Raw genomic sequence first — 23,597 nt, forward strand, 5'->3', positions numbered from 1 at the left:
AAAAAAATGAATGAAAGTGAAGGAGAAAAATTGATTTTCATTAATATTGAAGATGAAATGAAGTCATCTTACATAGATTACTCCATGTCTGTTATTATATCCAGAGCACTTCCTGATGTTAGAGATGGATTGAAACCTGTACATAGAAGAGTACTTTATGGAATGTATCAATTAGGAATTTTTTTTAATAGTTCTTATAAAAAATCTGCTCGTATTGTTGGAGAGGTATTAGGAAAGTATCATCCGCATGGAGATATTTCTGTTTATGATACTATGGTTCGTATGACTCAAAAATGGACATTGCGTTATCCATTAATAGATGGGCAAGGAAATTTTGGATCATTGGATGCGGATCCTCCAGCTGCTATGCGTTATACAGAAGTAAGAATGCAAAAGATATCTGAAGAAATGTTGTTGGATATCAAAAAAGAAACGGTAGATATGCAATCAAATTTTGATGATTCTTTAGAAGAACCCACCGTATTACCTGCACGAATTCCTAATCTTTTGATTAATGGTTCTTCTGGAATTGCAGTTGGAATGGCTACGAATATCCCTCCTCACAATTTAAAGGAAACTATAAACGCTATTTGTGCTTATATAGATAATAATGATATATCTATAGAAGAAATCATGAAATATATCAAAGCCCCTGATTTTCCTACAGGTGGAATCATTTATGGATATGACGGAGTGAAAAACGCTTTTCATACTGGGAAAGGACGTATTGTTTTACGTGCAAAAATACATTTAGAAGAAATTCATGGAAGACAATGTATCATTGTAGATGAAATCCCTTATCAAGTCAATAAGGCTGATATGATTGCTAGAACTGTGGAATTGATGAAAGAAGGAAAAATGGAAGGAATTCATCAAATTCGTGATGAATCAGATAGAAATGGATTACGTATTGTTTACATTTTAAAACAAAATACAAATCCTAATATATTATTGAACAAATTATTTCAATATACTCCTTTACAAACTTATTTTAATGTAAATAATATAGCTTTAGTCGATGGAAAACCTGTTCAATTAAATATAAAAAGTTTTATACGACATTTTGTAAATCATAGACACAATGTTATTATTCGTCGCACTAAATACGAACTCAAAAAGTGTCAAAATCGTGTTCATATTTTGTCGGGTTTTTTGAAAATATTGAATGATTTAGATCTTATGATTCAATTAATTCAAAAATCAAAAAATCATTATGATGCTTGTGACAGATTGATTCAAAAATTTCAAATATCTAAAAATCAATCGAAATCTATTTTAGATATGAAACTACAAAGTTTAACATCTTTAGAAATTAATAAACTTCAAAAAGAACACGATGAACTTGTTAAAAAAATAGAGTTTTTTAAAACTATTTTGAAAGACCATTCCACAAGAATCAAAATTATCAAGGAAGAACTTTTAGATATCAAGAGAAAATACCAAGATACACGTCGTACACAAATTGATTATTCAGGAAATAAAGTAAACATAGAAGATTTAATTGAAAACGAACAAGTTGTTCTTACTATTTCTCATGCTGGCTATATTAAAAGAACATCTTTATCAGAATATAAACGTCAAGGGAGAGGAGGAGTAGGAAATAGAGGAGCGACTGCTAGAGAATCAGATTTCTTTAAGCATTTGCTTATAGCAACTAATCATCAATATCTACTTTTTTTTACGGAAAAAGGAAAATGTTTTTGGCTAAGAGTATATGAAATACCAGAAGGATCTAAAATTTCTAAAGGAAGAGCTATACAAAATATCATTCATCTTCAACAAGATGATAAAGTAAACGCTTATATATTAACGGGGGATATTACGAATAAAAAGTATATCAAAGATTATTATGTAATGATGATTACACAAAAAGGTATTATAAAAAAAACATCTTTAGAGAATTATTCTAGACCCAGAAAAGACGGAATCAATGCTATTATTATTCGTAAAGGCGATTCTTTATTAGAAGCGATTCTCACTAAAGGTGATAGTCATGTTTTTATTGCTGTAAAAAGTGGAAGAATTATTCGTTTTTCAGAAAAACAAGTTCGTTCCACTGGAAGAACTTCTTCGGGAGTTATAGGAATTAATATGAATCATAAAGATTCAGTTGTTGGAATGATATGTGTAGATGTAGAAATAAAAGAAAAAGGACATTTATTAGTGGTTTCTGAAAAAGGATTTGGAAAAAGATCTCATATAAAAGATTATCGTATAACCAATCGTGGGGGAAAAGGAATTAAAACAATAAATATAACTCAAAAAACAGGAAGCTTAATTTCTGTAAAATACGTCACAGATCAGGACGATTTGATGATTATTAAAAAATCAGGGATTATTATACGTATTCCTGTATCAGACATAAGAGTTATGGGAAGAACGACACAAGGAGTAAGATTAATAAATTTAAAAGAAAACGATGCCATAGCTGATGTTGCTAAAGTTTACAAACCGATTATGGATTTTCATTAAAATCTCTAAAATCTCGTAATATATTAATACATTCTGCTATATAAAAATCTTTTTTTATATTTTTTATCCATTTTTTTTGTTCTTTTGATTCTTTTATTGTAATGATTTTTTGATAAGGCGTAAAAGATTGTGCCCCATATATATATAGACAATTTTTAAGTTTTTTAAAATTTTCATTTCTTCTTTTTATTTTTAAATTTTCATAATAAAATTCTTCCCAATTCAAAGGAAATTGTTTCTCATTAGATAATTTATTTTCTAATAATTGTATTTTTTTATAAACAGCAATAAAACCCTTATTTTTCTTTAAACGTTTTTCACTTTTATGTTTAATATTTTCTAAATACAAATTATTATAATAAAAATGAATAGAGGAAATAGGATCCGTATAATCCCATTTCATAGAATTCGTTTGATTTTTTTCCATATATTTTGATAATATACTTGTTGTATTACTTGGAATAACAATATCTGACTTCACTCCCTTTAATTGAGTAGACCCCCCATTTACACGATAGAATTTATTAGTAGTAAATTTTAATGCACCTAGCTTATCATTATAAAATAAAAATCTATTTAATGGATAAACAGCTTGTATGGTTCCCTTCCCATATGTTTGAGGGCTTCCCACAACAATCCCTCTTTTATAATCTGCTATAGCCGCAGCAAGAATTTCAGAAGCAGAAGCAGATAGTTCATTTACAAGGACGACAAGAGGTCCTGTCCATAAAATTTTTTTTTCATGACTTTTAAGTATCTTTTTTTTTTTATTAGGCTTTCCTATTTGTATAATAGGAACTTTTCCTAAAAAAAAACCTGCAATTTCTATTACAGTAGATAAAGATCCTCCTCCATTATTTCTTATATCAATCAAAATTCCTTTTACATTTTCTTTTTTAAGTCCTTGAATGATTTGTTTCATGTCTTTAGCTGCGTTTCTACCATTTTTATTTTCAGGATTAAAATAAAATTCTGGCAAACAAATCAAACCATATTTATTTTGATTTTTGTCCAAAATTATAACACTTTTTGCAAAAATTTCTTTTTTTTCAATTACATCTCTAATAAGAATCACTTCTTCTATAGATCCATTTTTCTTTTGAATTGTTAATTTCACTTTACTTCCTTTTTTTCCTCTTATCAAACGGATTGAATTTTCTAATAACATACCTACGATGTTTTTTGATTCTGAGTTGACATTTTTTGCTACTCGTATAATTTTATCTCCTATTTCTATTTTTTTATTTTTCCACGCAGGTCCACCAGGAATGATTTTAACAACAGTAGGATATCCTTTTTCATCTTGTAATTCTACACCAATTCCTTGAGTTTGTCCAGATATGTTAAAATCAAAAATTTCTTTCTCCCTAGGCGAAAAATAATTAGTATGAGGATCATATTGAGAAGTTATAGTATTAACATATATAGAAAACCAATCGGATTCTTTTCTTATTTTTAATTTTCTGAAATATTCCTGAATATACTCTTCCACCTTTTTTCTTGATTTTCTTTCATTATTAAAAAATATGTTTTTCCAAATTTTTTTCTGCTTTATGAAAGGAATTTTTTTTTGATTCGTGGAAGTGATGATTTCTAATAAAGTCATATATTTCAAGTACTTTCTCCATTTTTCAATCCATTCTTTTTTATTTTTGGGATAAAAAAGTTTTTCCTCTATGATAGGGTACATTTCTTTTTTATTAAAATTAAAAGATGTTTTTAATATTTGAAAACATATAAATTCTGCTTCTTTTATTCTTTGAAAAAAACGTTTCATAATAATATTAAAAAAGGTAGGATCTCCATAAATCCAAAAATCATCTATTTTTTCTTTATATAAAGAAAGATCTTCTACATCTTTTTGAAAAAAAAAACGTTTATGATTATCTAATTTTTCAAAATATTCATTATATACTTTATGTGAAAAATTATTATCTATAGAAATAGGATTTGGATGTAAAAAATAAAGTGTTTTATATATTGTTTTGAGTATTACACGATGTTTTTCCTGTTCTCCTTCTCCTAATGGAGAACAAAAACTTAATGAAAAAACAAGAAAAAAACCAATTATTATGTATTTAATATCATTCAGTTTTTTGATTTTAGTATTCACAATTGAAAAATTTTAGCAAAATTATAATATATAATATATAAATTAAACATCTTTTTTTATATTATAAAATGAACGAAAAACCAATTATTTTAGTTACAAATGATGATGGAATCATTGCTCCAGGTATTAGAGCGCTCGTTCACTCTATGAATCTTTTAGGAGATGTGTATGTAGTCGCCCCGAATAAACCTCAATCTGGAGTAGGACATGGAATAACAATGAATACAATATTATATTGTGATTCAGTAAAAATAGATAATGGAAATCAAAAAGAATGGGAATGTTCTGGAACTCCGGTTGATTGTGTCAAATTAGCAATTAGTGATCTTCTTCCAAGAAAACCTGATATATGTGTATCAGGGATTAATCATGGATCAAATTCTTCTGTAAATATTGTCTATTCTGGAACTGTATCCGCTGTTATTGAAGCAAGTATAGAGGGAATTCCATCTGTAGGATTTTCTCTTTTAGATTTCGATTGGAACGCTGATTTTGAACCATCTAAAAAATATGTATCTCAAATCGTTGAGAAAATTCTTTGCAACCCTATTCCGGAACAAACAATTACTTTGAATGTCAATATTCCTAAATTAAAAAAAGAAGAAATCAAAGGAATTAAAATATGTAGACAAGCGGAATCTAGGTGGAAAGAGAGTTTTGATAAACGTTCCAATCCTAAAGGAAGGACTTACTATTGGTTAGTAGGAGATTTTGTGGATTTGGATGAAAAAATGGATACAGATGAATGGGCGTTAAAAAATGGATATGTGTCTATTGTTCCTATTCAATTTGATTTTACGAATTACACTATTTTAAATATCTTAAAATCTTGGAATTTTATTGTATTATTTATTTTTTATTTTGTATACACCAATTTATTATCAATTTAAATATCAAAATATATAGTGTCATCCTTTTTAGAGAGATCTTTAACTCCTCAAAAAATACGTGATTTTATTGGACAATATGAAATATTGAATAATCTAAAAATTTTTATTCAGGCTGCTAAAAAAAGAAAAGAAGCTTTAGATCATATTTTATTTCATGGTCCTCCAGGATTGGGAAAAACAACACTTGCTCATATCGTAGCTCATGAATTGTCTGTGAACATTACGGTTACTTCAGGTGCTGTTTTAGATAAGCCTGGAGATTTAGCTGGATTACTGATTCATTTAAAGATAAATGATGTTATTTTTATTGATGAAATCCATCGTCTTTCTCCAACAGTTGAGGAATATTTATATTCAGCTATGGAAAATTATAAAATAGATATTATCATAGATTCTGGATCCAATGCAAAATCAGTACAAATAGATTTATCTCCTTTCACTTTAATAGGAGCCACCACAAGATCAGGTTTACTCACAGCTCCTATGCGTTCTAGATTTGGTATTAATTTTCGTCTTAGTTATTATAAAAAAAAATTATTAAATGATATTGTAAATCGTAGTGCAAGATTATTAAATACCCCAATAACGGAAGAAGCGTCTTATGAAATTGCTAACAGAAGCCGTGGAACTCCACGTATAGCTAATGCTTTATTACGTAGAATTCGTGATTTTGCACAAATAAAAGGAAATGGGACTATAGATATAAACATATGTAATTTAGGATTAGAAGCTCTTCATGTAGATAAACATGGATTAGATGAAATGGACAACAGAATTCTTTCATATATCATAAATCATTTTAAGGGAGGACCTGTCGGAATCAATACTATAGCAACAGCTGTTAGTGAAAATTCAGACACGATAGAAGAAGTTTATGAGCCTTTTCTTATTCAGGAAGGATACTTAATTCGAACACCTAGAGGAAGAAAGGCTACAGAATTAGCTTATCAGCATATAAAACGAAATTCTAAAAAAAAATAGAATTTTTATTATATATTCATTCATAAGAATTAACTTTGTTGAAAGTTGTTAAAAAAATCAATATACATGCCTTCAAATGTTATTGTGGGTCTCCAATGGGGTGACGAGGGAAAAGGAAAAATTACAGACTTACTTTCTAAAAATTCTGATTATGTAATTCGTTACCAAGGGGGGAATAATTCAGGCCATTCTATTCATATTAAAAACCGTCATTTTGTTCTTCATTTAGTTCCTTCTGGAGTTATTTATTCTAATGTGAAATGTATCGTTGGTCCTGGAGTCGTAGTCGATCCCAAATCTTTTATACAAGAAATACAGAATTTAGAATCAATGGGGATCAGTACATCTAAAGTTTTTTTATCAAAAAGAGCACATATCACGATGCCTTATCATAATTTATTAGATCAATATCAAGAAGAAGCATTAGGTGATAAATCTATTGGGACTACACATAAAGGGATTGGTCCTACTTATGTAGATAAAATCGCCCGTACAGGAATTCGTGTTTTAGATCTATTAAATTTAGAAGTTTTTTATAAAAAACTAAAATATAATGTTGATTTTAAAAATCAGATTTTTACAAAAATTTTCCAAAAGAACCCTATTTCTTTTCAATCTATTTATGAAGAATATGTAGAATATGCGAAAATAATTTCTGATCGTATTGTAGATGCTGTTTATGAAATTCATAATGCTTTTCGTAACAAAAAAAAGATTTTATTTGAAGGCGCTCAAGCTATGTTATTGGATATAAATTATGGAACATATCCATATGTTACGACTTCTTCTACCTCTACAGGAGGTGTATGTACAGGAACCGGTATCCCCCCAAACTTTTTAAAAAATTTTATAGGAATAACAAAAGCATATTGTACTCGTGTTGGTTTTGGTCCTTTTCCTACGGAAATAAAAAATAAAATGGGGAATATAATACGTCAGAAAGGGAATGAATATGGAGCAACTACAAAACGTCCCAGACGATGCGGATGGTTAGATTTAATAGCCCTTAAATACTCTTGTATGATTAATGGAATCAATTATTTAGTAATTACAAAACTTGATGTTTTAAGTGAATTACAAACTATTAAAATATGTGTAAAATATAAATATGATGATAATATTATTCAATATTTTCCATCAAATATAGAACAAAATGTTAAAGGGGTTTATTTAGATTTACCTGGATGGAAAGAAGACATATCTCATATTTGTGAGTATGAAGATTTACCGAAAAATTGTATAAAATATATTAGATTTATTGAAGATTATCTGAATTTGGAAATTATATTAATTTCTGTAGGTTCTGAAAGAAATCAGAATATTATTAAAAATAAGCCTTTATTTTTGAAAATTTTTACTTAAAAATTTTGTGGAAAAATATAAAAATCCTTTAGTAGAACGATATAGCAGTAAAGAAATGTTATATAATTTTTCTCCTAAAAAAAAGTTTCTTATTTGGAGAAAGTTATGGTTGTATTTGGCAGAAATTCAAAAAGAATTAGGATTAAATATTAGCGAAGAACAAATATATGATTTAAAGACCCATTTACACAACATTGATTGGAATAGAGTTTCTTTTTATGAAAAAAAATTTCGTCATGATGTTATGGCTCATTTATATGCTTTTGGAGAAAAAGCAACTATAGCTAGGCCTATTATACATTTGGGGGTTACAAGCGCATTTTTAGGAGATAACACGGATATTATTCTAATCCGTGACGGATTGGAAATTTTATTAAAAAAATTGATTAATATTATTTTTCGTCTTAGAAATTTTGCTTTAGAATATCATAATACTCCTACCTTAGCTTTTACTCATTATCAACCTGCACAATTAACTACTGTAGGAAAACGTTCTTCTTTATGGTTACAAAGCTTACTTCTAGATTTAGAAGAATTAGAATTTAGATTGAAAAATATTCATTTTAGAGGAGTTAAAGGAACTGTAGGAACAGCAGATAGTTTCAAAGAATTATTTGATGGAGATTTACAAAAAGTAAAAGATTTAGAAAAAAAGTTATCTAGTAAATTTAGATTTAAAAATGTGTTTTCCATAACAGGACAAACTTACGACAGAAAAGTCGATGCTCAAATACTAAATTTATTATCTAATATATCTCAATCTTCTCATAAATTTAGCAATGATTTACGTTTGTTACAAAATTTAAAAGAAATGGAAGAACCATTTGAAAAAGAGCAAATTGGATCTAGTGCTATGGCTTACAAACGGAATCCAATACGTAGTGAACGTATCGCTTCTTTAGCGAAATATGTTATTTCTTTATCTAATAGTTCTGCTTTAGTTGCAGCAACTCAATGGTTAGAACGTACTTTAGACGATTCTGCAAATAGAAGATTAGTTATAGGACAATCATTTTTATCTGTAGATTCTATTTTGATGATTTGGAATAATATATTAGAAAATATTGTCGTATATCCCAATATTATTGATAAACATATAAGAGAAGAACTTCCTTTTTTAATTACTGAATATCTTATTGTGGAATGTGTTAAAAAGGGAGCAGACAGACAAGATATTCATGAAAGGATAAGAATTCATTCTATGGCTACAAATGATCAAATTAAATTGAAAGGAATGGAAAATGATTTTATAAAACGTATCTTAGATGATCAAAAAATTCCGATTCATGATGAAGAAAAAATAAAAAAAATTATGAATCCTAAGAATTTTACAGGATTTTCTTCAGATCAAACTTTAGAATTCATTGAGACAAAAGTTAACCCTATATTAAATCGTTTTCATCATCTAATTGATTATGATATATCTAATATGGATAAACGAATTTAACATATAGATATGAATTTTAGAATTTATATACAAAAAAGAAGTCCTTTTGATATTGATTCTAGAAAATTATACAATGAATTAAAACATATGAATATTTCATTGTATAATGTAGTAATATATCATATATATGATATATTTAATATAAATGAAAAACTATTTTTAGAAAGTTTATCAAAGGTTTTTGTCGATCCTGTTACAGATATTTTGCATAGAAATATCCATTTAAATACTTCATATATAGAATATTTTACAGAAAAGTATGATGATAGAGCTCATGCAGCTATACAATGTATCAAAGTTATAGATCGTAAATCTACGATGGTTTCTGTAAAAACAGGCCAGTTAATTAAATTGATTGGTATGAAAAAAAAACAAGATTTTTACAAAATTAAAAAATTTTATTCCTGCTCCAGTGCAAAAAATACACAAAACAATAAAAATGAGGAGAAGATTATAAATAATTTTATTAATTTTTCTGTTGAAAAAATAAAAAAAATCCATGATAAGTGGAATCTTTCTATGAATATAAATGATTTATTATTCATACAAAAATATTTTTCTGAAGAAAAACGAAATCCAACCCCATCAGAATTACGTATATTTGACGTTTATTGGTCTGATCATTGTCGTCATACAACATTTTTTACTACATTGAAAAATATATCTTTTTATGGTTCATTAAAAAAAACATATCAAAATATATTTAGAAAATATTTAAAGGATAGATATTTAATAGGAAGATCAAAATATCCTATAAATTTTATGGATTTATCTAGTCTTCCTGCTAAAATTCTTTATGAAAAGGGTAAATTAACGAATTATGTTTCGTCAGATGAACACAATGCGTGTATTATAATGATAAATGTAGATTTTACAGATAAAAATGAAAAAGAAAAATGGTATTTATTGTTTAAAAATGAAACTCATAATCATCCTACTGAAATTGATCCTTTTGGAGGAGCTTCTACTTGTATAGGAGGGGCTATTCGTGATCCTTTATCTGGGAGAGCTTTTGTTTATCAAGGACTTAGATTAAGTGGAGCGGCTAATCCTATGAATTCAAAAACTATTTATGGAAAATTACCACAAAAAAAAATTTGTTTTGAATCCGCATGTGGCTATAGTTCTTATGGAAATCAAGTAGGATTACCAACAACTCATGTTCATGAAATTTATCATGAAGGATATAGAGCTAAAAGAATGGAAATTGGTATGGTTGTTGGGGCCGTCCCTGTTGATTTTGTAAAACAGGATAAACCTAAAAAAGGAGATGTTATTTTGTTAATTGGGGGGGGTACAGGAAAAGAAGGAATTGGAGGAGCGACTGATTCTTCTAAGGAATCTCAAGAACAGGATTATAATTTACAAAATCATAATCATATAAAAGGAAATCCAATAACGGAAAGAAAAATTCAAAGACTTTTTAGAAAAAAAGAAGCTGTTTCTTTAATAAAAAAATGCAATGATTTAGGGGCAGGAGGAGCTGCTGTAGCTATAAGCGAGTTAAGCGATAGTTTAGTTCTTTATTTAGATAAAATTCCAATAAGAGACAAAGATACAAAAAATATAAAAGACATAGAAATTGCACTTTCTGAGTCCCAAGAAAGGATGGCTGTAATATTAGACCCCAAAGACGTAAAAAAATTTATTTTTTTTTCTCGTGAAGAAAATATAATGTCTGTACCTATTGGGGAAATCACTGATAATAAACGCATTATTTTTTATTATAGAAAAAAAGAAATTTTTAATGTAAAAAGTTCTTTTTTGAATACAAAAGGATGTCATAAAGAAAAAGTTGTTCGTGTGAATTCTCCCATTTCAGTTTCTCCTTTTAATAAATCAAAAAAAATTATTTTCAGTAAAAAAACATTTTTAAATACACTTTCTGAATTGAATATAGCTTCTCAAAAAAGTTTAGTAGAAATGTTTGATAGTACTGTAGGCGGTACTACAGTTTTAATGCCTTTTGGAGGAAGATATCAAATGACTCCATCTGAAGGGAGTGTACAAAAAATACCTGTTTTAAGAGGAAACACAAATACAGTCAGTTTGGTATCTTGGGGATTTCATCCTGAAGTTTCTGTTTGGAGTCCATTTCATGGAGGAGCTTATGCTATTGTAGAGTGTATTTCTAAAATTGTTTCTATGGGAGGAAATTATAGAAATACTTATTTTAGTTTTCAAGAATATTATCGAAAATTGGATGATGATCCAGAAAACTGGGGGAAACCTTTTTCCGCTTTGTTAGGCGCTTATCACGCTCAAATGTCATTAGAATTAGCTTCTATAGGCGGGAAAGACTCTATGTCTGGAACATATAAAAATTTGCATGTTCCACCAACATTTATCGCTTTTGGCGTATCTACAGGTTTATGTTCCAATATTATATCTCCTGAATTTAAAAAAGAAGGAAATAAAATTTATTTGTACTATCATAATCCATTGGATAACGAAATGCCTGATTTTAATTCTATCAAAAAAGCCTATGATCAAGTTTATGAGGGAATTTGTTCAGGAAAAATTGTTTCGGTAAAAACAATAAAAGATGGAGGAATTTCTGTTGCTATTGCTAACATGTCTTTTGGAAATCGTTTAGGAGCAGTTATTGATTATAATGATCATTTACTGGAAACAAATATAGGGTCCTTAATTATAGAATCTTCATCTTCCATTTCATGGAATAATTTTATTCCGATAGGAGAAGTCATTTCTTGTAAGCATTTGAACTTTAATGGAATTTATATTGATATAGAGGAATCTATAAAAAGTTGGTTAAAAACTTTTTATCCTATTTTTTCCTATACATCCTATAAAAATGAAAATGAAGGAGAAAAAGAAAACAGGATTCAAAAACAAAAAGTAGAAAACATTAAACAAGAAGGAAAACATAACCCCATGATATGGAAATGCAAATTTAAAAAAAAAGGAAAACCTCATGTGTTTATTCCTATATTTCCTGGAACAAACAGTGAATTAGAATCGATTCGTGCATTTGAAAAAGAAGGGGCGACAGTAAGTACTTTAGTATTTAAAGATCTATATGATAAAGACATTACGGAGTCTATATATCATTTCAAAAAATATATAGAAACTGTACAGATATTTATGCTTTGTGGAGGTTTTAGTGCTGGAGATGAACCAGATGGTTCAGCCAAATTTATTGTATCTATATTACACAACCCATATATACAAGACGCTATTAAACATTTTTTAGATCAAGATGGATTAATTTTAGGAATTTGCAATGGATTTCAAGGTTTGATCAAATCAGGATTATTACCTTATGGTAAAATTTGTTTTAGGAATCATAACTCTCCTACACTAACCTACAATAAAATTGAAAAACATATATCTCAATGTGTTCATATTAAAGTGACTTCTGATCGCTCTCCATGGTTAAATGGAATGAAAAATAAGATATACACTCTTCCCATATCTCATAGTGAAGGAAGATTTTATGCGAATCAAGAGACAATAAATATTTTATTTGAGAGAGGTCAAATTGCTACACAATATGTAGATCTAAAAGGAAAACCTAGTTTAGAAAGATCCTATAATCCGAATGGGTCTGTTGAAGCTGTTGAAGGATTATTAAGTAAAGATGGAAAAATTTATGGAAGAATGACTCATCCAGAACGTTATGATCATGGTTTATTAAAAAATATACCTAATATTCGTGAGCATTCTATTTTTAAAAATGCAGTACAATATTTTTTATAAAAGTTATAATTATGAAAGTTGCTATATTCTTTGGAAGTATTTCTGATAAATCAATTATGAAAATAATTGCGGAAGTTCTTAAAAAATTTAACGTAAGTTATAAATCTTATTTGATTTCTGCACACAGATTGCCGGATATTTTATCAAATGCTATAAAAGAAATAGAATCTGAAGGGACAGATGTAATTATTGCAGGAGCTGGATTGTCAGCTCATTTACCTGGATTTATTTCTTCTAAAACGATTTTACCTGTTATTGGGGTTCCAATTCATTGCAATAATAACAATTATGGATCTTTAGGCGGAATAGATGCGCTTTTCTCTATAGTGCAAATGCCAAAAGATGTTCCAGTTGCTACAGTTGGAATAAATAATTCCTATAATGCTGCTTTATTAGCTATTCACATTTTAGCTATAAAATATAAAAATATAAGAGAATTATTGATAAAATTCAGAATAGATAAAAAGGATAAATTAACAAGTGAAATCAAGCAACATCTATTATCATGATAATTAAAAAAAATCTTTTATCAGAAGGAAAAACAAAAAAAATATATGCAACTAATAATCCACTTGAAATATTAATTCATCATAAAGATAATATAACTGCTTTGAATGGGCTAAAAAAAAATGTCTTGCAGGATAAAGGTGTTTTAAATAATGAAATTACTACATTGATTTTTCAATTTTTAAATTCTTGTGGAGTTAAAACTCATTTTATACGAAAAATCAATAATAGAGAACAATTATGTTATAAAGTAGATATGATTCCTTTGGAATTTGTGGTTCGGAATATCGTTGCAGGAAGTATGTCTAAACGTTTGGGGGTTAAAGAAGGAACTTACTTATATAATCCTATTTTTGAGATATTTTATAAAAATGATAAGTTAAAAGATCCCTTAATTAATGATCATCATGCAGTATTTTTAAAAATTATTTCTTATGAAGAATTAAATACCATTTATGATATGACATCGAAAATTAATTGTTTTATAAAAAAATATTTTTCTGATAAAAATATTATATTGGTAGATTTTAAAATAGAATTTGGTAAAAATCATAAAAAAGAAATTCTCCTTTCAGATGAAATCAGTCCAGATACTTGTCGTTTATGGGATAAAGAAACAATGAAAAAGATGGATAAAGATTCATTTAGAATCGGATTACAAGAAAAAATATTTGATATTTATATGGAGGTATTAAAAAGGTTAAATGTAAGTTAATCCATTAAAATAATGGGACAAAGTTTTTCAAAAAAATGATATCTCAATTATCCCCTTCTATTTTGAAAAATAGTTGTTTGGATAAGTTTCATGATGAATGTGGGGTTTTTGGAATTTATTCTCCTTATAAAATAGATACCTTTTCTTTGATTCAGTTTGGTTTATTTGCACTGCAACATAGAGGACAAGAAGCTTGTGGTTTTTCTGTTTTACGAGATGGATTTATTATATCACATAAAAGCGAAGGCCTAGTTTTAGATTTTTTTAGAAAAATTTCCAATTCTGAATGTTATCATGGAAATGCCGTAATTGGACATACTCGTTATTCTACAGAAGGAGGACAAAGTAAAAAAAATATTCAACCTTTTTTTGGCGAAGATTCCTATGGAAGAAGCACCATATCTATAGTCCATAATGGAAATTTGGTTAATGCCCAATATATTCGTAAAAAACTAGAATATCAAGGAATAAATTTTATATCCGAATATTCAGATTCTGAAGTTATTTTACGTTTAATACAAAAATATTTACCAGAATCTAATAATAGCTTAGAAAAAGCTATTCAAAAAACAACTACTGATATAAAAGGAGCTTATTCTGTAATTGTGCTTATGGATAATAAAATGGCAGCGTTTAGAGATCCAAACGGAATACGTCCTTTATGTTATGGAATGTTGAACGAAGAAACTTATATATTTAGTTCTGAAACTTGTGGAATAGATTCTGTTGGAGGATTTTACGTAAGAGATTTATTTCCAGGAGAAATTATAATTGTGGATAAAAAGTCGGTTCAATTCTCTATACTTACAGAAAGAAAAAACACAAAAAGGAGAATATGTTCTTTTGAATATATTTATTTTTCTCGTCCTGATTCATTAATTGAAAATATAAATGTTTATAAAATTCGCGAAAAAAGTGGAGAAAAACTTTATGAGCAACATCCAGTAGAAGCAGATGTAGTAATTGGAGTTCCGGATTCTGGAGTTCCAGCTTCTATTGGATATTCTAAAGCTTCTGGAATTCCTTTTAAACCAATTTTAGTCAAAAACAAATATATTGGAAGATCATTTATTTTACCTAAACAAGAAATGCGAGAGAAAATGGTCAACTTGAAATTGAATCCTATATTATATGAAATAAAAGGAAAACGGATTGTTATTATTGATGATTCTATAGTTCGTGGAACGACCAGTCGTAGATTAGTTTACATATTAAGAAAAGCTGGAGCTAAAGAAATTCATTTTAGAAGTGCTTCTCCTCCTATTATAGGACCATGTTATTTAGGCGTAGACACTCCAAGTAAAAAAGATCTTATATCATATAATTATATTGATAAAAAAAATATAGCAAAAATTCTAAATGTAGATAGTTTAGAATTTTTAAGCATGGACAATTTTATAGATATTTTAGGAAGTATTCACTATTGTTTCGGTTGTTTTACTGGTAATTATCCAATTCAAAAAACTCATTAATTAATATGAAAAAAATAAACATGACTATATGCAAAATGAATAATATTTTAAAAAATACATATAATAATAGAGTTATAAGTATGTTAGATCATTTTGCAGGTTTTTATAAAATATACGAATGTGGATATAAGGAACCTATTTTAGTATCTGGTGTTGATGGAGTAGGAACTAAATTACGTTTAGCTATAGATTACAAAAAATATGATGTGATTGGAGAAGATTGTTTTGCAATGTGTGCAAATGATGTTTTATGTCATGGAGCTATTCCTTTATTTTTTTTAGATTATTTAGCTTGTGGAAAACTAGATTCTATTATTGTAGAAAAAATTGTGCAAGGAATAGCTAATTCTTGTAAAAAAACTAATACCTGTCTGATTGGGGGTGAAACCGCTGAAATGCCTGGAATTTATCAAAAAAATGATTATGATATTGCTGGATTTTGTGTAGGAATTGTAGAAAAAGATCATCTTGTAGATGGAAAAAAATTAATTCAAGAAGGAGATATTTTAATAGGTCTTCCTTCTTCTGGAGTACATAGTAATGGTTTTTCTGTAATTCGAAATATCTTTTCTGAAGAAGATTTCATGAAATCTTTTCAAGAAAAACCCTTTTATGAAACACTTTTGATTCCAACTAGAATTTATCATTTTCCTATTCACGTTTTATTAAAAAAGTTTATGATTCATGGATTATCTCATATTACTGGAGGAGGTATATCAGATAATCTATATCGAATTTTACCAAAAAATTTATCAGCTGTAGTAGAAAAAGAAAAAATACCTATTCAACCTGTTTTCAATTATATTCAAAAAAAAGCAAATTTATCAGAAAATAAAATGTGGAATACTTTTAATATGGGGGTAGGAATGATTGTAGCTGTATCTTTTGAAGAAAAAGATTCCGTTTTAGAAAAACTAAACACTCTAGGAGAGAAACCCTTTGTTTTGGGAAAAATTATAAAAGGAAATAAAAAAGTATTTTTGAAATAAAAATACCTCCATGAAAAAAATAGCGATTTTAGTTTCTGGAAAGGGGACCAATATGAAGCATATTTTAGAAGCAATAGAAAGCGGAATACTTCATAATTTTGTGGTTAATTTAGTAATTTCTGATAGATGGTGTATAGCAATACAATACGCATTAAAAAAAAATATCATAGTATTTTCTTTAATAAGAACTAATAAAAAATCTATTTCTAAAGAAATAGACAATATACTTGGGATATATATTCCAGATATTATAATTCTTTCAGGATTCCTTTCTATACTTGATGCAGAATTTTGTAAAAAATGGACGAGAAAGGTTATAAATATTCATCCTTCTCTATTACCTAAATACGGAGGAAAAGGAATGTATGGAATAAAAATACATCAAGAAGTTATAAAAAATAGGGATAAAATATCAGGAGCGACAGTTCACTATGTCACAAAAGATGTAGATTTAGGGGATATAATTTTGAAACAAACATGTAAAATTGATTCAGAGGAGACTCCAATATCTTTATCAAAAAAGATTTCTATGATAGAAAAACAAATATTAATTCAATCTATTAATCAACTTTTTTAAGTTTTATATAATTAATAATGAATGAATTAATAATATAAACATCAAAAGTAACAATTAATTAGTAGTATGAAAAGAGCTTTGATTAGTGTTTATGAGAAAAACGAAAAATTGTTTGATTTCGTCAGTTTTTTAGATAAAAAAGGATATCAAATTGTTTCTACCGGAGGTACCTATCAATATTTTATCAAAAAAGGATTATCAAACCTTATGGAGGTTTCTGATATTACTTCTTTTCCTGATATATTAGATGGAAGAGTGAAAACGATTCATCCTAATATATATGGGGGAATTTTAGCCAATCGTTCTATTGAAAAACATATGAAATATGTACGTTCTAGCAATATTCATCTCATTGATATTGTATTGGTTAATTTTTATCCATTTTTTGAAGAAATACGTAAAAAATCTATCAATGATAATTCCTTAGTAGAATTTATTGATATTGGAGGCCCATCTATGCTTAGAGCAGCCGCAAAAAATTTTTTCCATGTTACTGCTATTATAGATAATAATGATTATGAATTAGTTCAATATGAAATTGAACATTATGGGTTTCCTTCATTAAAATTGAGAAAAAAATTGGCAGGAAAAGCGTTTAATTTCACTTCTGCTTATGATTCTGCTATTTCTCAGTACTTATTAGATGATAAATTTCCTGTTTATTTACATTCTTCTTATGAAAAAAAAATGAATCTTCGTTATGGAGAAAATCCTCATCAAAAAGCCGCTTATTATGTCAATACAATTCATAAAGGATCAATGCAAAATTTTAATCAGTTACATGGAAAAAAATTATCATTTAATAATTTAAGAGATATGGATATAGCGTGGAAAGTTGTTTCTCAATTTTCAGAACCTGCTTGTTGTACAGTGAAACATTCCACTCCTTGTGGAGTCGCGTTGGGAAAAAATATTATTGAAGCTTTTCAAAAAACTTATTACGCAGATACTATTTCATCTTTTGGAGGAATAATGGCTGTTAATGTCCCAATAACAAAAGAATTAGCAAAAGAAATTAATCATATTTTTTTAGAAGTACTCCTTTCACCAAATTACGAAACAGATGTTTTGAATATTTTAAAAATTAAAAAAAATCTTAGAATTATTAGCATTAATGAACCTATTTCAGATCAGTTAGAATCTGTTCAAATAGACGGAGGGATTTTAGTACAAGAATCAGATTATTTTTTTCCTTATGATAAAAGTTACAAAATAGTAACTGAAAAAAAATTCAGTGATCAAGAATTAAAATCTTTATTTTTTGCTCAAAAAGTAGTCAAATATGTAAAATCTAATGCTATTGTAGTAGCTAAAAACACCCAAACTTTAGGTATTTCTGGAGGTCAAACTAATAGAATTTGGGCGGCTCGTCAAGCTATAGAAAGGGCTATAGAAAAAAGTAAAGAAGGATTAGTACTTGTATCGGATGCTTTTTTTCCTTTTAGAGATGTTGTAGATGAAGCGGCTCGTTCTGGTGCGATCCGCGCTATTATTCAACCAGGAGGATCTATACGTGATGAAGAATCTGTGAAAGCTTGTAATGATCATGGAATAGCAATGGCTTTTACTGGTAGGAGACATTTTAAACATTAAAATAATGAAAATTTTAATTATTGGAGGAGGAGGCCGTGAACATGCTATAGGAAAAAAATTATTGGAAGACAATCGTTTTATACAACTTTATTTTTATCCTGGAAATGGAGGAACAAGCATAATAGGAAAAAATATTGAAAATCATCATTCTCCGTTAGATTTGGGTGTTTTTGCTAAAAAAAATGAAATAGATATAACTATTGTAGGATCTGAATTTTTTTTATTAGAAGGAATTGTTGATATTTTTAATAATATGGGATTAAAAATAATTGGGCCACATTATTCAGCTGCTAGACTTGAAGGAAATAGAATTTTTGCTAAATCTTTCATGAAAAAATATGGAGTTCGCACTCCTAAGTATGATATTTTTTATTCTTATGAAGAGGCTATGAATTTCTTTAAAAAAAAAACGAATTCTGTAGCTATTAAAACGAATGGAATAGCTGCAGGAAAAGGGGTTATTATAGCTCATAATCAAAATGAAGCAGAAAAAGCTTTAAAAAATATTATGATAAAAAAAAAATTTGGAAAATCTGGAGATCAAATTATTATAGAGGAATTTTTACAAGGAAAAGAAGCTTCTATTATATCTTTTTTCAATGGAAAAAATATTATACCTTTTTTATCAGCTAAGGATTATAAAAAAATTGGAGAAAATGAAAAAGGATTGAATACAGGAGGAATGGGGTCTATTGTTCCGAATCCATATATAACAAATTCTATTTGGATAGATTTTAGAAAAAATGTTTTAGAACCTACTTTAGAAGGATTAATGATAGAAAAATTGACATTTTTTGGGTTCTTATATTTTGGTTTAATGATAAGTAATAATAAAGTTTACTTATTAGAATACAACACTCGCATCGGAGATCCTGAAGCTCAAGCCTTATTCCCATTGATGAAGAGTAATTTTTTAAATATTATTCAATATTCTTATCAACAAAAAGAAACATATATTGATTGGAAAAAATTATATTCTTGCTGTGTGGTTTTATCGTCTATAGGGTATCCTGAAAAATATGAAATAGGAAAAATTATAACAGGTTTAAATTCTTTAGAAGAACCTTTTTATATTGCTGGAGCAAAAATAGAACAAAAAAAGTGGGTGACATCAGGTGGACGAGTTCTTAATATAATAGGAATAGGAAATTCTCTTCAAGAATCCATAAAAAAGGCTTATGATAAGGTTAAAAAAATTCAATTTGAAAATTTGTATTTCAGGAAAGATATTGGTTTGTAATTTTTATACAAGACACAAAAATGAAAAAAGATTTTATACTCATACTAGATTTTGGATCTCAATATAGTCATATGATTGCTAGAAGAATTCGAGATATAGGAGTATATACTTTATTATATCATTATAATAATATTTCTATCCCTCATATAATATCAAAAAAACCTAAAGGATTGATTTTATCAGGAGGGCCTTTTTCTGTTTATGAAAAAAATTCTCCATTAATATCTAAAAATATTTTTCAACTAAATATACCTATATTCGGAATTTGTTATGGAATGCAACTGATTTCTTTTCTATTTGGTGGAAAGATAAAAAAATCAAAATATAAAGAATATGGAAAATCATACTTTATCATAAATGATCCTGATAACAATCTATTTTATGGAATTCCCGATAAATCTATTGTTTGGATGAGTCATTTTGATGAAGTAGAAAATCTTCCGAAAGAATTTAAAGTCATAGGGCATACCCCGTATTGTAATGTTGCGGCTTTTAGTCATCTCAATAAAGATATTTATGCAACTCAATTTCATCCAGAAGTGATCAATACAGAATATGGAATATCTATGTTAAAAAATTTTGTTTTTCACATTTGCAAATGTAGTTCTAATTGGAAACTAAACAATTTTGTACAAAAAACGATAGATAATATTAAAAAACGTGTAAATAAAAAAAAAGTGATACTAGGTTTTTCTGGAGGAGTAGATTCTTTTGTCACAGCTTATATCATTCATAAAGCTATTGGGAATTCTTTAAATTGTATTTTTGTAGACACAGGGTTATTGTTGAAAACTGAAAAAGAAAAAATATCTTTTTTATGTAAAAAAATGAATTTTTCTATAAAAATAATAGACGCTAAAAATCGTTTTTTATCTAAGCTAACTGGGATCCTTGACCCTGAGATAAAAAGAAAAGTTATAGGAGAAGAATTTCTATATATTTTTCAAAAAGAATCAGAAAAAATTAAAAATGTTGAATTTTTAGCACAAGGGACTATTTATTCAGATATTATTGAATCTTCTGTGATTTCAAAAAATTCAATAAGTCATTCTATAAAATCTCATCATAATGTAGGAGGGCTTCCAACAACATTAATGAAATTGAAACTCATTGAACCATTAAAAGAATTATTTAAAGATGAAGTTAGAAAAATAGGAAAAAAATTAGGACTTACAAAGGATATTTTATATCGTCATCCATTTCCCGGACCGGGTTTAGGGATTCGTATTATTGGAGAAATCAATGAAAAAAAAATTTTTATTTTAAAAGAAGCAGAGGATATTTTGTTGCAAGAGTTAAAAAATTATGATATTTACGATTCTGTTAGTCAAGCTTTCATTGTATTGTTACCCATAAGATCTGTAGGAATAAAAGGGGATAAACGAACTTATGAATATGCGGCGATATTGCGTGTAGTAAACACAGAAGATTTTATGACTGCTACTTTCTCGCATTTATCTTACGACTTCTTGGAAAAAGTATCAAATAGAATTACTAATGAAGTCGATGGAATTAATCGAATCGCATACGATATAACATCAAAACCCCCATCTACTATTGAATGGGAATAATTTTATTTTATATCATCATAGAAATCAAATTATATATATTCTTTTTTAATTCTGTCCTAGAAGAAATTAAATCTATAAAACCATGATCCATCAAAAATTCTGCTGTTTGAAATCCTTTTGGAAGATCTTTTCCTATTATTTCTTTAATAACTCTAGGCCCAGCAAATCCAATCAGAGCACCTGGTTCAGCTATATTGATATCTCCCAGTAAAGAGTAAGAAGCTGTAACACCTCCCGTAGTTGGATCAGTTAAAACAGAAATATAAGGAATTTTAGCATCACGTAATTGGGTCAATCTAGCTATAGTTTTAGCCATTTGCATTAATGAAAAAGAGGATTCCATTATTCTTGCTCCTCCGGATTTAGAAATTAAAATATATGGATATTTTTTATTTATACAATATTTGATAGCTCTAGATATTTTTTCCCCTACTACGGATCCCATTGATCCCCCTATAAATGAAAAATCCATACAAGATATCACAACATTTATAGTTTTAATTTTTCCAACTCCTGTTCTAATAGCATCATATAAATCTGTTTTTTTTCTTGCTTCTTGAATTCTGTCTGTATATTTTTTATAATCTTTCCATTTTATAGGATCTTTGCTCATTATTTTGACATTCATTTCTAAAAATTCACCGTTATCAAAAAGAATTTCAAAATATTCTTTACTATGAATCCTTACATGATATCCATCTTCTGGACTAACATAAGCGTTTTTTTTTAATTCTTCCGTATCTATAATTTTTCCACTAGGAGTCCTATACCAAATTCCTTTTGGAAAATCTTTTCTATCATCTATAGATGTTAAAATATTTTTTTTTTTTCTTAAAAACCAAGCCATGGTCGTTTTTATAAAGTATTAATATTATTCATGAATTCGAAATATTTTTTTAAAGTTCTTTTAAAAGATTCCTCTCCTTTTCTTAACCATACTCTAGGATCATAATATTTTTTATTAGGAATATGTTCCCCTTTTGGGTTCCCTATTTGTTTTTTTAAATATTCCTTATTTTTATTCATATAATCTCGCACGCCACAAGTAAAAGCATATTGTAAGTCTGTGTCTATATTCATTTTCACAACTCCATAGCTAATTGCTTTTTGTATTTCTTTTACTGAAGATCCTGATCCGCCATGAAACACTAAAGAAACAGGTTTTATATTAGTATTAAATTTTTTTTGTATGTATTCTTGTGTGTTTTTTAAAATTTCAGTACGAAGGATGACATTTCCAGGTCTATAAACTCCATGTACATTTCCAAAAGAAGCTGCTATAATAAAATTATCACTAATTTTTATCAATCTTTCATAGGCATAAGCAACCTCTTCTGGTTGAGTATAAAGTTTATTGTTTTCTATATTTGAATTATCTATACCGTCTTCTTCTCCTCCAGTTACACCCAGCTCTATTTCAATAGTCATTTGACTTTTATTCATTCTATCAAAATATTGCTCACAAATATTAATATTATCTTTTAAAGATTCTTGAGAAAGATCTAACATATGTGAGCTAAATAACGTTTTTCCAAAACGTTTATAATATCTTTCATTAGCTTCTATTAATCCATCTATCCATGGAAGATGAGATTTAGAACAATGATCTGTATGCAGAAGAACCGTCGTTTTATAATATGAGGCTAATTCATGAACATGCATCGCACAAGCTATTGCTCCTTGAATTGCTGCTTTTTGGTTATCATTACATAATCCTTTTCCGGCATTGAAAACAGCTCCTCCATTAGATAATTGAATAATAACAGGAGAATTTACTTCTGCAGCGGTTTCCATTACAGAATTCATTGTATTAGATCCAATAATGTTCACAGCAGGTATGGAAAACATGTTTTCCTTAGCGTATTCGAATATTTCTTTCACAAGATTCCCAGTAGCTACTCCAAAAGGAAATTTTTTATACATGTGTTTAAAATTTGTTTTAATTAAA

17 protein-coding genes are annotated in these 23,597 nt (G+C 27.9%); 14 read left to right on the forward strand and 3 right to left on the reverse strand.

The window, feature by feature from the left end:
* Positions 1-6: 6 nt before the first annotated feature.
* Positions 7-2,472, forward strand: a complete 2,466-nt coding sequence (gene gyrA / locus H0H54_RS00730) for a DNA gyrase subunit A (protein ID WP_185863377.1) — start codon at positions 7-9, stop codon at positions 2,470-2,472.
* Here the strand turns inward: gyrA and H0H54_RS00735 are convergent.
* On the reverse strand, positions 2,456-4,585 hold the full coding sequence (locus H0H54_RS00735) for a carboxy terminal-processing peptidase (RefSeq protein WP_185863378.1): 2,130 nt from the start codon (positions 4,583-4,585) through the stop codon (positions 2,456-2,458). The two genes, gyrA and H0H54_RS00735, sit on opposite strands and share 17 nt — an antisense overlap.
* A gap of 68 nt (positions 4,586-4,653) precedes the next feature.
* Here H0H54_RS00735 and surE point away from each other — a divergent pair, with 68 nt between their 5' ends.
* The 13 genes from surE (at position 4,654) to guaA (ending at position 21,649) form a co-directional block, all read left to right on the forward strand.
* The gene (gene surE / locus H0H54_RS00740; protein ID WP_185863379.1) at positions 4,654-5,475 is read left to right on the forward strand and encodes a 5'/3'-nucleotidase SurE; all 822 of its coding nucleotides are present in this window, start codon (positions 4,654-4,656) and stop codon (positions 5,473-5,475) included.
* Positions 5,476-5,490: 15 nt separating this feature from the next.
* Positions 5,491-6,456, forward strand: a complete 966-nt coding sequence (gene ruvB, locus H0H54_RS00745; protein ID WP_185863380.1) for a Holliday junction branch migration DNA helicase RuvB — start codon at positions 5,491-5,493, stop codon at positions 6,454-6,456.
* Positions 6,457-6,522: 66 nt separating this feature from the next.
* Positions 6,523-7,818, forward strand: coding sequence for an adenylosuccinate synthase (locus H0H54_RS00750; protein ID WP_185863381.1), 1,296 nt, complete (start codon positions 6,523-6,525; stop codon positions 7,816-7,818).
* 7 nt (positions 7,819-7,825) lie between these two features.
* On the forward strand, positions 7,826-9,265 hold the full coding sequence (gene purB, locus H0H54_RS00755; RefSeq protein ID WP_185863382.1) for an adenylosuccinate lyase: 1,440 nt from the start codon (positions 7,826-7,828) through the stop codon (positions 9,263-9,265).
* Positions 9,266-9,274: 9 nt separating this feature from the next.
* Entirely contained in the window at positions 9,275-12,985 is a 3,711-nt protein-coding gene (locus H0H54_RS00760; protein ID WP_185863383.1) for a phosphoribosylformylglycinamidine synthase, read from the forward strand.
* Between the two features lie 11 nt (positions 12,986-12,996).
* A complete protein-coding gene (gene purE, locus H0H54_RS00765; RefSeq protein ID WP_185863384.1) occupies positions 12,997-13,494 on the forward strand; it encodes a 5-(carboxyamino)imidazole ribonucleotide mutase in 498 nt (165 codons plus the stop codon).
* Positions 13,491-14,207: a phosphoribosylaminoimidazolesuccinocarboxamide synthase gene (gene purC, locus H0H54_RS00770; protein ID WP_185863385.1), complete on the forward strand. Its 717-nt coding sequence runs from the start codon at positions 13,491-13,493 to the stop codon at positions 14,205-14,207. Before purE ends, purC begins: the two co-directional genes overlap by 4 nt.
* Positions 14,208-14,242: 35 nt before the next feature.
* Positions 14,243-15,679: an amidophosphoribosyltransferase gene (purF, locus tag H0H54_RS00775; RefSeq protein ID WP_185863386.1), complete on the forward strand. Its 1,437-nt coding sequence runs from the start codon at positions 14,243-14,245 to the stop codon at positions 15,677-15,679.
* A gap of 5 nt (positions 15,680-15,684) precedes the next feature.
* The gene (purM, locus tag H0H54_RS00780) at positions 15,685-16,668 is read left to right on the forward strand and encodes a phosphoribosylformylglycinamidine cyclo-ligase (protein WP_185863387.1); all 984 of its coding nucleotides are present in this window, start codon (positions 15,685-15,687) and stop codon (positions 16,666-16,668) included.
* 10 nt (positions 16,669-16,678) lie between these two features.
* Entirely contained in the window at positions 16,679-17,245 is a 567-nt protein-coding gene (locus H0H54_RS00785; RefSeq protein WP_185863388.1) for a formyltransferase family protein, read from the forward strand.
* Between the two features lie 66 nt (positions 17,246-17,311).
* Positions 17,312-18,838, forward strand: coding sequence for a bifunctional phosphoribosylaminoimidazolecarboxamide formyltransferase/IMP cyclohydrolase (purH, locus tag H0H54_RS00790; RefSeq protein ID WP_185863389.1), 1,527 nt, complete (start codon positions 17,312-17,314; stop codon positions 18,836-18,838).
* A 4-nt stretch (positions 18,839-18,842) separates the two neighbouring features.
* Complete coding sequence (gene purD / locus H0H54_RS00795; protein ID WP_185863390.1) at positions 18,843-20,078, forward strand: phosphoribosylamine--glycine ligase; 1,236 nt, start codon at positions 18,843-18,845, stop codon at positions 20,076-20,078.
* A 20-nt stretch (positions 20,079-20,098) separates the two neighbouring features.
* The gene (guaA, locus tag H0H54_RS00800) at positions 20,099-21,649 is read left to right on the forward strand and encodes a glutamine-hydrolyzing GMP synthase (protein ID WP_185863391.1); all 1,551 of its coding nucleotides are present in this window, start codon (positions 20,099-20,101) and stop codon (positions 21,647-21,649) included.
* Between the two features lie 7 nt (positions 21,650-21,656).
* On the opposite strand, the gene accD is transcribed toward guaA, so the two are convergent.
* Together accD and fbaA are read right to left on the reverse strand one after the other, a co-directional pair.
* Entirely contained in the window at positions 21,657-22,496 is an 840-nt protein-coding gene (gene accD / locus H0H54_RS00805; protein WP_185863392.1) for an acetyl-CoA carboxylase, carboxyltransferase subunit beta, read from the reverse strand.
* A gap of 8 nt (positions 22,497-22,504) precedes the next feature.
* On the reverse strand, positions 22,505-23,572 hold the full coding sequence (gene fbaA / locus H0H54_RS00810; RefSeq protein ID WP_185863393.1) for a class II fructose-bisphosphate aldolase: 1,068 nt from the start codon (positions 23,570-23,572) through the stop codon (positions 22,505-22,507).
* Between the last annotated feature and the right edge of the window lie 25 nt (positions 23,573-23,597).

It is taken from the genome of Blattabacterium cuenoti, assembly GCF_014251815.1.
Lineage (GTDB): Bacteria > Bacteroidota > Bacteroidia > Flavobacteriales > Blattabacteriaceae > Blattabacterium > Blattabacterium cuenoti_E.

Excerpts from the sequence above, each read along its gene's own strand:
- purE (WP_185863384.1), top strand. The coding sequence starts at position 12,997 with ATGAAAGTTGCTATATTCTTTGGAAGTATTTCTGATAAATCAATTATG.
- fbaA (WP_185863393.1), bottom strand. The coding sequence starts at position 23,572 with ATGTATAAAAAATTTCCTTTTGGAGTAGCTACTGGGAATCTTGTGAAA.
- H0H54_RS00760 (WP_185863383.1), top strand. The coding sequence starts at position 9,275 with ATGAATTTTAGAATTTATATACAAAAAAGAAGTCCTTTTGATATTGAT.
- accD (WP_185863392.1), bottom strand. The coding sequence starts at position 22,496 with ATGGCTTGGTTTTTAAGAAAAAAAAAAAATATTTTAACATCTATAGAT.
- purM (WP_185863387.1), top strand. The coding sequence starts at position 15,685 with ATGAAAAAAATAAACATGACTATATGCAAAATGAATAATATTTTAAAA.
- H0H54_RS00785 (WP_185863388.1), top strand. The coding sequence starts at position 16,679 with ATGAAAAAAATAGCGATTTTAGTTTCTGGAAAGGGGACCAATATGAAG.
- purD (WP_185863390.1), top strand. The coding sequence starts at position 18,843 with ATGAAAATTTTAATTATTGGAGGAGGAGGCCGTGAACATGCTATAGGA.
- gyrA (WP_185863377.1), top strand. The coding sequence starts at position 7 with ATGAATGAAAGTGAAGGAGAAAAATTGATTTTCATTAATATTGAAGAT.
- H0H54_RS00750 (WP_185863381.1), top strand. The coding sequence starts at position 6,523 with ATGCCTTCAAATGTTATTGTGGGTCTCCAATGGGGTGACGAGGGAAAA.
- purF (WP_185863386.1), top strand. The coding sequence starts at position 14,243 with ATGATATCTCAATTATCCCCTTCTATTTTGAAAAATAGTTGTTTGGAT.
- purH (WP_185863389.1), top strand. The coding sequence starts at position 17,312 with ATGAAAAGAGCTTTGATTAGTGTTTATGAGAAAAACGAAAAATTGTTT.
- guaA (WP_185863391.1), top strand. The coding sequence starts at position 20,099 with ATGAAAAAAGATTTTATACTCATACTAGATTTTGGATCTCAATATAGT.
- purC (WP_185863385.1), top strand. The coding sequence starts at position 13,491 with ATGATAATTAAAAAAAATCTTTTATCAGAAGGAAAAACAAAAAAAATA.
- surE (WP_185863379.1), top strand. The coding sequence starts at position 4,654 with ATGAACGAAAAACCAATTATTTTAGTTACAAATGATGATGGAATCATT.